At 41.9% G+C, this 11,302-nt stretch carries 13 protein-coding genes and 1 tRNA gene; 3 read left to right on the top strand and 11 right to left on the bottom strand.

Annotation, left to right across the window (positions count from 1 at the left end; translation table 11 throughout):
- Positions 1-20: 20 nt before the first annotated feature.
- The 5 genes from AC30SH_RS04185 to AC30SH_RS04165 form a co-directional block, all read right to left on the bottom strand.
- Positions 21-377, bottom strand: coding sequence for a DsrE/DsrF/TusD sulfur relay family protein (locus tag AC30SH_RS04185; protein ID WP_212510748.1), 357 nt, complete (start codon positions 375-377; stop codon positions 21-23).
- A gap of 2 nt (positions 378-379) precedes the next feature.
- Positions 380-1,690, bottom strand: a complete 1,311-nt coding sequence (locus AC30SH_RS04180; RefSeq protein WP_212509651.1) for an NCS2 family permease — start codon at positions 1,688-1,690, stop codon at positions 380-382.
- 156 nt (positions 1,691-1,846) lie between these two features.
- Positions 1,847-1,923 (bottom strand) — tRNA-Val (locus AC30SH_RS04175).
- Between the two features lie 184 nt (positions 1,924-2,107).
- A complete protein-coding gene (gene fabA, locus AC30SH_RS04170; RefSeq protein WP_006718349.1) occupies positions 2,108-2,638 on the bottom strand; it encodes a bifunctional 3-hydroxydecanoyl-ACP dehydratase/trans-2-decenoyl-ACP isomerase in 531 nt (176 codons plus the stop codon).
- A gap of 142 nt (positions 2,639-2,780) precedes the next feature.
- Positions 2,781-4,565 (bottom strand): AAA family ATPase, encoded by a 1,785-nt coding sequence (locus AC30SH_RS04165; protein ID WP_314885665.1) that lies wholly within the window; start codon positions 4,563-4,565, stop codon positions 2,781-2,783.
- A 145-nt stretch (positions 4,566-4,710) separates the two neighbouring features.
- Between AC30SH_RS04165 and matP the strand changes: the two genes are divergently transcribed.
- Positions 4,711-5,157 carry a macrodomain Ter protein MatP gene (gene matP / locus AC30SH_RS04160; RefSeq protein ID WP_314885663.1) on the top strand — a complete coding sequence of 149 codons (447 nt, stop codon included), beginning with the start codon at positions 4,711-4,713 and terminating at the stop codon, positions 5,155-5,157.
- Positions 5,158-5,216: 59 nt separating this feature from the next.
- Here matP and cspD read toward each other — a convergent pair whose 3' ends face one another.
- From cspD to AC30SH_RS04140, 4 genes are all read right to left on the bottom strand, one after another.
- Entirely contained in the window at positions 5,217-5,426 is a 210-nt protein-coding gene (cspD, locus tag AC30SH_RS04155) for a cold shock domain-containing protein CspD (protein WP_314885662.1), read from the bottom strand.
- Between the two features lie 204 nt (positions 5,427-5,630).
- Positions 5,631-5,795 carry a YoaH family protein gene (locus AC30SH_RS04150; protein ID WP_109128630.1) on the bottom strand — a complete coding sequence of 55 codons (165 nt, stop codon included), beginning with the start codon at positions 5,793-5,795 and terminating at the stop codon, positions 5,631-5,633.
- A 52-nt stretch (positions 5,796-5,847) separates the two neighbouring features.
- The gene (gene truC / locus AC30SH_RS04145; RefSeq protein WP_314885661.1) at positions 5,848-6,561 is read right to left on the bottom strand and encodes a tRNA pseudouridine(65) synthase TruC; all 714 of its coding nucleotides are present in this window, start codon (positions 6,559-6,561) and stop codon (positions 5,848-5,850) included.
- Entirely contained in the window at positions 6,558-6,872 is a 315-nt protein-coding gene (locus tag AC30SH_RS04140) for a YqcC family protein (RefSeq protein ID WP_314885660.1), read from the bottom strand. The genes truC and AC30SH_RS04140 overlap by 4 nt, the downstream gene beginning before the upstream one ends.
- Before the next feature lie 108 nt (positions 6,873-6,980).
- On the opposite strand from AC30SH_RS04140, the gene AC30SH_RS04135 reads away from it, so the two are divergent.
- Positions 6,981-7,763 carry a Zn-ribbon-containing protein gene (locus AC30SH_RS04135; protein WP_314885658.1) on the top strand — a complete coding sequence of 261 codons (783 nt, stop codon included), beginning with the start codon at positions 6,981-6,983 and terminating at the stop codon, positions 7,761-7,763.
- Positions 7,764-7,771: 8 nt separating this feature from the next.
- Positions 7,772-8,611: an NADPH-dependent 7-cyano-7-deazaguanine reductase QueF gene (queF, locus tag AC30SH_RS04130; RefSeq protein WP_314885657.1), complete on the top strand. Its 840-nt coding sequence runs from the start codon at positions 7,772-7,774 to the stop codon at positions 8,609-8,611.
- A gap of 58 nt (positions 8,612-8,669) precedes the next feature.
- On the opposite strand, the gene AC30SH_RS04125 is transcribed toward queF, so the two are convergent.
- Both AC30SH_RS04125 and ftsH read right to left on the bottom strand, forming a co-directional pair.
- Positions 8,670-9,206: an elongation factor P hydroxylase gene (locus AC30SH_RS04125; protein ID WP_212509658.1), complete on the bottom strand. Its 537-nt coding sequence runs from the start codon at positions 9,204-9,206 to the stop codon at positions 8,670-8,672.
- 82 nt (positions 9,207-9,288) lie between these two features.
- Positions 9,289-11,223, bottom strand: coding sequence for an ATP-dependent zinc metalloprotease FtsH (ftsH, locus tag AC30SH_RS04120; RefSeq protein ID WP_212510749.1), 1,935 nt, complete (start codon positions 11,221-11,223; stop codon positions 9,289-9,291).
- Between the last annotated feature and the right edge of the window lie 79 nt (positions 11,224-11,302).

The raw sequence follows: 11,302 nt of genomic DNA, 5'->3' as shown, positions 1-11,302 counted from the left end.
GAATCCGCCCAATACTCTCGTTAGAAATTAACGACTTTATCTGCCCATAACGTCCATTTGGAAACATCATCTAAAGTGCCGCGAGTAATGCCGTCAATTAATTTGGCTTCAAATAAACCGCGTGCTTTGGTGCAGCTTGTGCAAAGTTTAACTTCCGCACCTTGTGCCACCAAGATTTCCATCACTTGTTGTACGTTAGAACCTTCATTTGGGTGCTGACCGGCAATGCCGCTTAACACCGAATCACCAAAACAGAACACTTTAATTTCCACTTCCTTGCCATGTTCTTCCTGTAAATTCACGGCTAAACGTAATGCGTTGAAGCTTTTTTCTGTGCCATATGACGATTCATTTAAAATAAAAAGAAGTTTTTGCATCATTAACCTACCCAGATAAATTTAATTAAGAATAATAAGGAAACCACCCACACCGGTGCATTCACTTCGCGCCAACGCCCCGTTCCGACTTTCATCACACAATAGCTGATGAAGCCAAAAGCGATGCCTTCTGTGATGGAGTATGTAAATGGCATCATCGCAGCCGTAATAAAGGCAGGAGTCGCTTCTGTTAAGTCGTCCCATTGCACTTTAATTAAGCTGGATGCCATCAAAATACCCACATAAACCAATGCGCCCGCGGTGGCATAAGCAGGCACCATGCCGGCTAATGGAGAGAAGAAGATCGTCAGTAAAAACAATAACCCGACAACAACCGCCGTCATACCCGTGCGCCCGCCGACCGATACGCCTGCGCCACTTTCAATATAAGTACTGATTGCAGAAGTACCGATATACGATCCGACAACGGCGCTTGCGCTATCAACATATAAGGCTTGTTTCATTTTCGGGAAACGCCCTTTTTCATCGCTAAAACCTGCTTTGTCTGTCACGCCAAGCAAGGTGCCGGACGAGTCAAATAAGTTCACTAATAAGAAAGAGAAGATGATACCAATAAGTGCCGTATCCAAGGCGCCGGCGATATCCACTTGGCCAACCACTTGAGTTAATGCCGGTGGCATGGAAACGATGCCATGAAACATCACGCTTTCGTCAAAATACAATGCAAGTGCGGTCACTGTAGCGATAGAAATTAGCACGCCGGAATAAATATTGCGTGCTGCCAATACCACGATAATAAAGAAGCCAAGGATGCCCAATAACACTTGTGGACTGTGTAGATCGCCTAAAGCAACCAACGTTGCAGGATTCGCAACGACCAGCCCCATATTTTTAAAGCCGATTAAGGCGATAAAGAAGCCGATACCGGCACCAATGCCGACCCGTAAACTGAGCGGAATAGATGCCATCAACCAATAACGGATTTGGAAGAGAGTCAATAGCAATAAGCCGACAGAACCCCAGAAAATGGTGCCCATGCCCACTTGCCAGGAATAGCCAAGTTTACCGACCACCACATAAGCAAAGAAGGCATTCAAGCCCATTGCCGGCGCTAACGCGATAGGCAAGTTACTGAATAACCCCATGGCAATCGTACCGAAGCCTGCAATTAAACAAGTGGTCACAAAGACAACTTGCTTATCCATGCCCGCATCCCCCAACACAGACGGGTTCACGAAAACGATATACACCATGGTGAAAAAGGTGGTAATACCGGCAATAATTTCAGTTTTGGACGAGGTTCCTTTTTCTTTTAATTTAAAGAATTGTTGTAGAAAAGATTGATTTTCCATTGTAATTTCCAATCAGAGACAAAATAAAAACGATGAAAAACAAGGTTATAAGAAAGGTGTTTTTCCCGCTGATTCTAGCAAAAGATCAGAAAGACTGCGACGGGTTTGGAAAAATAAAAAACGAGATAAGAAAGAAGAAAAATAAGCAAAAAAAGATGGTGCGACCGGCTGGACTCGAACCAGTGACCCCCACCATGTCAAGGTGGTGCTCTAACCAACTGAGCTACGGTCGCAGTGAAAAGTGCGCTAATAATAGCTAGCTTTTCAGGCTAAAACAAGTTTTTTATTTGATTGTATGGATGACTGCAAAAAAATTAACCAATTCATTATAAAGATAAAAAACAGGAGAAAAATAAACCGCACTTTCCTTAATAGAAAAGTGCGGCCAAAAATTTCAATGTTTTTTAGGAACGTGAATTAGAAACTTGACGTATCTTGGAAAAGACCAACTTTCAAATCGGTTGCTGTGTAGATAACGCGACCATCCACTTCCACTTCACCATCAGCCATTCCCATGACTAATTTACGGTTAATCACACGTTTCATGTTGATACGATAAACGACTTTTTTCGCGCTTGGCAGGATTTGTCCGGTAAATTTCACTTCGCCAACGCCTAAAGCGCGGCCTTTACCTTTACCGCCAACCCAGCCTAAGAAGAAGCCAACTAATTGCCACATAGCATCTAAACCTAAGCAACCCGGCATAACCGGATCACCGATAAAGTGACAAGCAAAGAAAGGTAAATCAGGATGAATATCTAATTCGGCTTCAATATAGCCTTTGCCAAAGGTACCACCATCCTCGGTCATTTTTACAATACGATCCATCATTAACATGGTCGGTGCAGGTAGTTGCGGACCTTCTTTGCCAAACAATTCGCCACGTCCAGAAGCCAATAAATCTTCGTAAGTGTAACTGTCTTTAATGTTTGGAGTACAAGTGTTCATTATTAATCATCCTATAAAATCTGGTTAAACAACGTAATGTTGAATGCGGGTTGGATTCTAGCAAAGCATTACGTCATTTAAAATAGCTAACACTTGTACGCCAAACTTGTCCGATCAGTTAATTTTTGATGGCTATTTTGATTTAGCGATTTTTTCTCCCGAAAAACACATCCCATAAACTGAATTTGTGAGATTGCTGTTCAGAATATTGCTCAATACGTTGATGAATCAAACGAGACAACGGCAAGGTGTCAAAATCATACATTTTATTTTCTTGTTCCACCAAATCACGCTGCAGTAAAATCTCACAGGCTTGATCCACTGTTTCTACCGGATAAATAAAAAATTCCTGATTTTTCACCGCACTGACTACCGCCTCCGACAAACTGAGCTGATTTAGCACCGCACTTGGGATCATCACGCCTTGCTTACCTGTGAGTCCACGACGTTGGCAAATAGTAAAGAAACCTTCAATTTTGTCATTTACACCGCCCACGGCATGGACTAATCCAAATTGATCGATTGCGCCGGTAATGGCAATAGATTGCGGCAATGGCAAAGAAGACAAGGCACTTAATAAGACGCAAAAACTCGCCAAAGAGGCACTATCGCCATCAATTTCACCGTAAGATTGCTCGAATACTAAAGAAGCGGAAAAGGGCAACTGTGACGGCAATTCAAGCACGTTGGCCAAGCAGGCTTCTGCAATCATAATGCCTTTGCTGTGAATGTTACCTGCCAATTCGTTTTTACGCTCCACATCCACAATTTCGCCATCACCAAATTGCACGATACAACTAATTCGCGAAGGCTCACCGAAAGACAATGGCGTGCCCGGATATTCAATGATCGACAAACCATTAATTTGCCCCACCATCTCGCCTTCAGTCGCCACATAAATTTGTTCCTGCAAAATACCATCGTAGGTTTGCTCACGCAGAAAACCAAATTGCGCTGTTTTATGTTCAAAATAACGTTCAAAATCCACCGCACTGAGTGGATTAGATTCCGTTAAAAGTGCGGTCTCTGTGAGCATCATTTTTAATTTAAGCGGTGATACATTAATCAAATGGCGATTTTCACTGTCACGCACTAATAATTGATACAGTTTATTAAAACCGCTTAGATCCAACTCAGGTAACTGATTTTGTTGAGCAACCCATTGCACATAACGCATCCACTGCTGTTGTTGCTCCGCCGTTTCCACACGGCAATAGCTTTCAATTTCCGCATAATCCGCTAAATGATACAGCGCTTCTTCCAGCTCTTCCAACGCAGCCAATTCCGTGCGATTGCCTAGCACAATCACTTTCAATGACAAAGGATAACTCGGAATTTCACAAGGTAACGTTTTAAATGGATGAGCGGAATACCAATCAAACACATCTGTCGTTAAAATCTGTTTCAAACGTTGCCATAAATCAAATTGTGCCAATAATGCGCCCGCACTCACGATCAACACGCCGTTGTTCAGCTGGTGAACCAGCCCAGCATGAAGTTGAATATCATGAGAAGACGCATGCACTTTAAGCGAACCGAATAACTGGAACTGATCCAAATATAATGCCGTAGCAACGCCTTTTTTAGCCGCAAAATTATCTTCTACCGATTGTGCTGGCTCAGTGTAAACATGTGGAAAAGAGAAAGAATCCCCTTGTTCCACGATATATTGCACCCCACACACGCCCACTTCCGGTTGGTGCTTTTTAATAAAACCTTCCAATAAAGAGGCATATTCCGCTTGATCATCCGCTTTCAACACCAATAAAGTGCGGTGTGAATTTCGAATGAAATGACGCACGGCTTCACCTGCGCCAGGCTGTAAAGCAAAAAAATCCTGAGGTTGTGAAGGAATGTCGGTCACCGTCAATTCCGGACGTAACGCCTGCCAAGGCAATGTAGTATTAGATAAAGAAGATAAAGTCACATTAATCTCTGTGTTGTCTATTTAATTTGCGCGCATTATCGCACATTTCTTCCCGTCTTTCTTCGCATCGCGTAAAAATCTGCTAGAAAAATGCCGATAAACAGCGTATAGTGAAAGAGTTACCACGTCACTAAACAGAATTCCTATGAAATATCAAAAGCTAGAAAATCAAGAAGCTCATTGGAAATGGGTATATTTAACAAAGAAAGCCCGTGAAGGTGAAAATGTCACGCGCTATGCAGAAAAAAGTTTGCAAGAAGACATTGTTAAACAACTCATCGGCTGCCAAAACTATCCACAAAAAATTGAAGAATGGATAAAAACGCATTTAGCCCCTGAATTGGTAATGAAAATGGACCAAGCCATTCGTGCCAGAAGAAAGCGCTTCTTCAACGGTGAAAAACAATCCACGAAGAAAAAATCCATTGATTTGGAATATGCGGTTTGGCTTCGTTTATCAAAATATTCCCGCAAAATGAAAATGACGCTCTCGGAAACAATTATGTATATGATTGATGAACGAGAGAAAAAAGCATTATATGAAAATCAAATGTCGGCAATGAAAGCCGGATTAAAAGATTTACTCAAATAAAAAAAGACAAGTCCAATTGGGCTTGTCTTTATTTCAATGACTAAATAAGGAAATCTTTATTATTCTGCTACCGGAATAATTTTTGTTGCGTGTGAACCTTTGTCACCGTGAATCACTTCAAACTGAACTTTTTGTCCCGCTTTTAATGAGCGATATCCATCCATTTCGATCACAGAATAATGTGCAAAAATATCAGTATCACTGCCTTCTGCAGAAATAAAGCCAAATCCTTTTGCATTATTAAACCATTTAACAACACCAATTTCCATAATTTAAACCTCTTATGGTTTTCGTCCTTTTAGAACTACGTTTACTTCAATAAGACAATTGCCCTATCACCTTGATATGTTGGCGTTTATATTCAAATAAATTTCCCTGTCGTGCAATAAGAAAAGTTGTAAAATCAAACCGAGATCACAAAAAATAATAAAAATTAATTAGCAAAATCCCTTCAGCTTTTATAATTTCCCACTTTATTCATTTTTATTTTGTTTTTGTGTATTTTGTTCTCGTAACTGTTTTGCCACTAAGGCAATGGCTTCACCACTGCCCACACCTTGCGACATTAATTCTTGAATTTTTTCAACGGCAAGTTGTTGCTGTTCGTGCGTTAAATTAAGTAAATCATTCTCTAACATTTTCTATCCTTTATTATTTGCATAAAAGTGCGGTCGTTTTTTTACGTATTTTTTACCATTGAAAAATCTGCATTAAATTTTGCCATTGCTCATCTAACCCTGCCTGAAGCGTTATTGGCTGTTGCGTGAGCGGATGAACAAAAGTTAATTTTTCCGCATGTAACATTAAACGAGAACACCCCGCGTGCTCTGTCAAAGCACGATTTTGGTGTAAATCGCCGTACTGAGTATCGCCTAAAATCGGATGAAAAATATGTTTCATGTGACGACGAAGCTGATGTTTACGCCCAGTTTTCGGTATTAAGCGAACCAATGAATAACGAGAGGTGGCATAGCGCCCTACGCCATAAGGCATTTCAACGGTTTTCAATCCATTGTAAAACGTCACCGCACTTTGAGGTTCTTTATCCTGTTGCGCAAATTTATCAGCAATTTTATCCAATTGAACTTTCAACGGATAATCAATTTCGCCCTGCCCGGTCACATAACCACGAACCACGGCCAAATATTCTTTTTCCGTTTGTTTTTGCTCAAATTGATGGCATAACAAATTTGCCATTTCACTATTTAATGCAAACAACAGCACACCGGACGTCGGTCTATCCAAACGATGTATGGGATAAACTAATTGCCCAATTTGATCACGTAATGTTTGCATCACAAATTGAGTTTCATGACGATCCAACCAGCTACGATGAACCAACATACCTGCCGGTTTATTCACCGCCACTATATGCTCGTCTTGATATAAAATCTCTAGGCTCATTGTTGTTGCAACAATTCTTCGATTTTAATGATCGGGCGTAGTAATTCCGCCAAATACGCCTCTTCTTTTAGCGCTTCTTCCAAATAAGGGCTGATCGCGATTTGGCTTGGCAACGGTGCCTGACTTTCCAAAAGTGCGTACATGCGCGGAATAAAAATCCATTGCAGCCATTCTGTCGGGCTCATGGTATCTAACGCAAAAGGCTGATCGCTCAAAAAGGCCTCTTCTTGTGGCGGCATCGTTTGCCACAAAGCTAAACGTTCCATGGTTTGCTGTAAATTTTGTAAATGTAATCGGGTTCGTTGATACATAAAAAAGACCTCGTAAAAAACGGCTCATTGTAGAAGATTTCGCGTTTTTGCGCCAGCCATGGCAAATTTAGTGTAGAATTCGCCCTTTCAACTTTAACGTTACCGTCTATGTATCTAATCGAAGCCTTTTTCTCTCTACAAAGTGACCAATTTCCCTTGCAAAAACAAAGTCATTGCGTAAATCAAATTATTGAGCAATGGCGCTACAATGGGCAAATTATCGGACGTGAAATTCCCCAGTTTGTCGCTGAACAGGAAAATCAGACAGGGCTAGCCGTACGCGTTACCTGCCCGGAACAAACCTCCCTTTTAGCGGAATTTAATAATTCCTCGGTGGATGAAGCCATGCTGGCAGCAGAAAAGTGCGGTGTATTTTTTGAGAGTTTTCAGATTGTGGCAGAAGATCTCAATTCAGAAATCACGGCGACAGAACCACCTTCTTGGCAGCTGCTCTACACCACCTATTTGCAATCTTGCTCGCCACTACAAAGCGGTGATACTTTACAGCCGATTCCATTGTATAAACAACTAAAAAACATACCGCACTTAGCAATGGATTTGATCAAATGGCAGGAAAATTGGCAGGCGTGCGATCAGTTGCAAATGAATGGTTCTGTGTTAGAAGAATCCGCCTTGGCACAAATTACTGACACACAAAGTACACTGTTTAAACACGGCTATCATCTAGCACAGGAAATTGCGCGTCACAGCGGCATTCCAACTTACTATTATTTGTATCGCATCGGGGGGGAAAGCCGCGAGGCAGAATTGCAATCTTGCTGCCCGTTGTGTAAACGAAACTGGACATTAAGCCAACCGCTTTTTGACTTCCTCTATTTTAAATGTGATCATTGCCGCCTCGTTTCAAATCTCTCATGGCATTGGCAATAAGGAAAACTATGCATTATCAAGATCCCAGCCTGAACGCCTTAAAACTCGGTCAGCAAACTCAATATGCGGAAAAATATGACCGCACTTTATTACAACCTGTCCCACGCCATCTCAATCGCGACACGTTGGGCATTACACAAACGCAGCCCTTTTCCATCGGTGCCGATATTTGGACGGCGTATGAAATTTCATGGCTCAATCCTAAAGGTGTGCCACAAGTAGCTATCGCCGATGTACAAATTGATTTTCGCAGTGAAAATTTAATCGAATCGAAAAGTTTTAAACTCTATTTAAACAGTTTTAACCAAACAAAATTTGCTGATCCGTCCGAAGTACAGCACATTTTGCAACAGGATTTACAAGATTGCGCCAAAGGCGAAGTCAAGGTGCAATTAAATTCGCTGGCAGACTATACGGCACAGCCTATTGTTGCCCTATCAGGCGAATGTATTGATGAGTTAGATATTGAAATTCAGGATTATGCGTTTAACGCTGAATTACTAAAAAATTGTACTGGGGATAATATGGTTGAAGAGATGCTGGTGAGTCATTTGCTCAAGTCCAACTGCCTTATTACCCAACAACCGGATTGGGGGAGCTTGCAGATTCATTATGTGGGTAAACAAATTAATCATGAGCAGTTATTGCGCTACATTATTTCTTTCCGTCAACATAACGAATTCCACGAGCAATGCGTTGAGCGTATTTTCTGTGACCTCATGCAATATGCAAAACCGGAAAAGCTGACGGTATATGCGCGCTACACTCGTCGAGGTGGATTAGATATCAACCCGTACCGCTCAAACTTTGAAGCGTTGCCACAAAACCTGCGATTAGCACGACAATAAACATCAAGTGCGGTCACAAAATTCGCTAGATTTTATGACCGCACTTTTACGTTATAAACTAAATTCTTGTCACATCAAACTTCGTTAGATCAATACCATCTTCTGTGCCGTAAAACTTAGCTAACGCTTGTCGTAAAGTTTCAGCCCGTTTCGGTAAGCCTTTTTCCGCATAGACCTTCACTTGTTCATAGACCGCCTGTTTAAACGGTTGAGTATCACCAGGTTGCCCATTGAGATTATCAGCGCTGGCAAAATAACGAAAACCGGCAGCGGTTGCCAAAATCCATTCTAATGCTTGCGGTTTGACTTCCACTTTTTCAAATAAACGTTGTTGCTCTTCACTACGTCCATCAGGTTCATACCAATAGCCAAAATCTTCTAATTTACGGCGTTCTTTACCGGCAACCAGCCAGTGGGCGATTTCATGTAATCCACTGCTGTAAAAACCACGCGCAAAATAAATGGCATTGTAAGGGCAATCCTCATTTGCCGGGATATACAATGGCTCATCGCCCCCTTTGACTAATTTGGTGTTGTATTCTTGTTCAAAACATTGATTAAAAATATGGATTAAATCTTCGATATGATGTTCCATTTTGACTCCCAAAAATAAACCCGCTTAAAGAAGCGGGTTGCAATAATAAAGCCTTTGCGGCGAACCGAAAAGGCTTTTTTGTTTAGTTATCAGAGGAGGCAGAATCGTCGTTTTTTTCTACCGCACTTTCAGCCTGTTGAGTCTCTGCTGCTTTAGGATCTTCAGCTTTTGGCTGTTGAGGCTCAGCGCGATTAGCACCTCTCGGTTCTTCCCAGCCAGCAGGTGGTGTGACCGGTTGGCGATTCATCAACTGTTTAATTTGCTCTTCTTCAATGGTTTCATATTTTACTAATGCATCTTTCATGGCGTGTAAAATATCCATGTTGTCGATTAGAATTTGTCTCGCGCGCTCATAGTTACGACTCACAATCGCACGCACTTCCTCATCGATCACATGCGCAGTTTCATCAGACATGTGTTTTGCTTTCGCCATGGAACGCCCCAAGAACACTTCCCCGTCATCTTCAGTATAAAGAATCGGGCCAAGTTTATCGGAGAAACCCCATTGAGTCACCATGTTACGAGCAATATTAGTTGCCACTTTAATGTCGTTAGAAGCACCTGTCGAAATATTTTCTTCGCCGTAAATCAAGTCTTCTGCTAAACGCCCTGCATACAACGTAGAAAGTTTACTTTCCAATTGTTTTTGACTAATGCTCACTTGGTCGCCTTCCGGTAAGAAGAAGGTTACACCTAAAGCACGTCCGCGCGGAATGATTGTCACTTTATGCACTGGATCGTGTTCCGGCACCAAATAACCGACAATGGCATGACCCGCTTCATGATATGCAGTGGACTCTTTTTGCTTATCGGTCATGATCATGGTACGACGTTCAGGTCCCATGTTGATTTTGTCTTTGGCTTTTTCAAACTCAACCATCGTAACGATACGTTTATTGGTGCGTGCAGCAAATAACGCCGCTTCATTCACCAAGTTTGCCAAATCCGCACCGGAATAACCTGGCGTACCACGCGCAAGGGTCATTGCATCAACATCCGGCCCAACAGGCACTTTTCGCATGTGAACTTTAAGAATTTGCTCACGACCTTTCACATCAGGCAATCCAACCACAACTTGACGGTCGAAACGTCCCGGGCGGGTTAACGCTGGGTCTAAAACATCCGGACGGTTAGTTGCAGCAATCACGATAACGCCTTCATTGCCTTCAAATCCATCCATTTCAACCAACATTTGGTTTAAGGTTTGCTCGCGTTCATCATGACCACCACCAAGCCCAGCACCACGTTGGCGACCAACGGCATCGATTTCATCGATAAAAATCAAACAAGGCGCATTTTTCTTCGCTTGTTCAAACATATCCCGCACACGAGAAGCCCCGACCCCCACAAACATTTCAACGAAATCAGAACCGGAAATCGTGAAGAAAGGTACTTTAGCTTCACCGGCAATTGCTTTTGCTAATAACGTTTTACCGGTACCTGGAGGCCCCACCATTAAAATCCCTTTTGGAATTTTACCGCCTAAATTTTGGAATTTTTTCGGTTCACGTAAGAAGTCAACGATTTCAGCCACTTCTTCTTTTGCTTCATCACAACCGGCTACATCAGCAAAAGTGGTTTTGATTTGCTCTTGTGTCATCATACGCGCGCGGCTTTTGCCAAAGCTCATGGCTTTACCGCCACCGCCTTGCATTTGACGCATGAAGAAAACCCAGACGCCGATTAATAACAACATCGGGAACCAAGCAATCAAGATTTGAGATAATAAGCCTCTTCTTTCCGGAGGTGTGCCTTCTACTTTGACTTTTTTATTTAATAAATCATTCAGTAAGTTTTTATCTTCTAAAGGAATGACTGTTGTATATCTAGAACCGTCTGCTTTGGTAACTAAAATTTCATTGTCTTCAAACTTAGCCTGACGCACCTGACTATTTTCAACATCAGTAATAAAAGTTGTATAGTCCGTTACACTGCCGGTAGAAGTCGAATTAAAACTTTGATATGCCGTCATCATGACAACAGCAACAACAACCCAAAGAATTAAATTTTTTACCATATCGTTCAAGGCATTACCCCATACTTATAAAGTTAATAAAATGTTGCAAGGTTACTATATTTGTTTCGAAAGTTAAAGT

This window comes from Aggregatibacter sp. HK296 (assembly GCF_980469475.1).
Note: the sequence above shows the minus strand (reverse complement) of the source record. Positions and strands in the feature narration are given on the sequence as shown.

Excerpts from the sequence above, each read along its gene's own strand:
- matP (WP_314885663.1), top strand. The coding sequence starts at position 4,711 with ATGAAATATCAAAAGCTAGAAAATCAAGAAGCTCATTGGAAATGGGTA.
- fabA (WP_006718349.1), bottom strand. The coding sequence starts at position 2,638 with ATGAACACTTGTACTCCAAACATTAAAGACAGTTACACTTACGAAGAT.
- cspD (WP_314885662.1), bottom strand. The coding sequence starts at position 5,426 with ATGGAAATTGGTGTTGTTAAATGGTTTAATAATGCAAAAGGATTTGGC.
- ftsH (WP_212510749.1), bottom strand. The coding sequence starts at position 11,223 with ATGGTAAAAAATTTAATTCTTTGGGTTGTTGTTGCTGTTGTCATGATG.
- AC30SH_RS04185 (WP_212510748.1), bottom strand. The coding sequence starts at position 377 with ATGCAAAAACTTCTTTTTATTTTAAATGAATCGTCATATGGCACAGAA.
- truC (WP_314885661.1), bottom strand. The coding sequence starts at position 6,561 with ATGAGCCTAGAGATTTTATATCAAGACGAGCATATAGTGGCGGTGAAT.
- AC30SH_RS04140 (WP_314885660.1), bottom strand. The coding sequence starts at position 6,872 with ATGTATCAACGAACCCGATTACATTTACAAAATTTACAGCAAACCATG.
- AC30SH_RS04150 (WP_109128630.1), bottom strand. The coding sequence starts at position 5,795 with ATGTTAGAGAATGATTTACTTAATTTAACGCACGAACAGCAACAACTT.
- AC30SH_RS04180 (WP_212509651.1), bottom strand. The coding sequence starts at position 1,690 with ATGGAAAATCAATCTTTTCTACAACAATTCTTTAAATTAAAAGAAAAA.
- AC30SH_RS04135 (WP_314885658.1), top strand. The coding sequence starts at position 6,981 with ATGTATCTAATCGAAGCCTTTTTCTCTCTACAAAGTGACCAATTTCCC.
- queF (WP_314885657.1), top strand. The coding sequence starts at position 7,772 with ATGCATTATCAAGATCCCAGCCTGAACGCCTTAAAACTCGGTCAGCAA.
- AC30SH_RS04125 (WP_212509658.1), bottom strand. The coding sequence starts at position 9,206 with ATGGAACATCATATCGAAGATTTAATCCATATTTTTAATCAATGTTTT.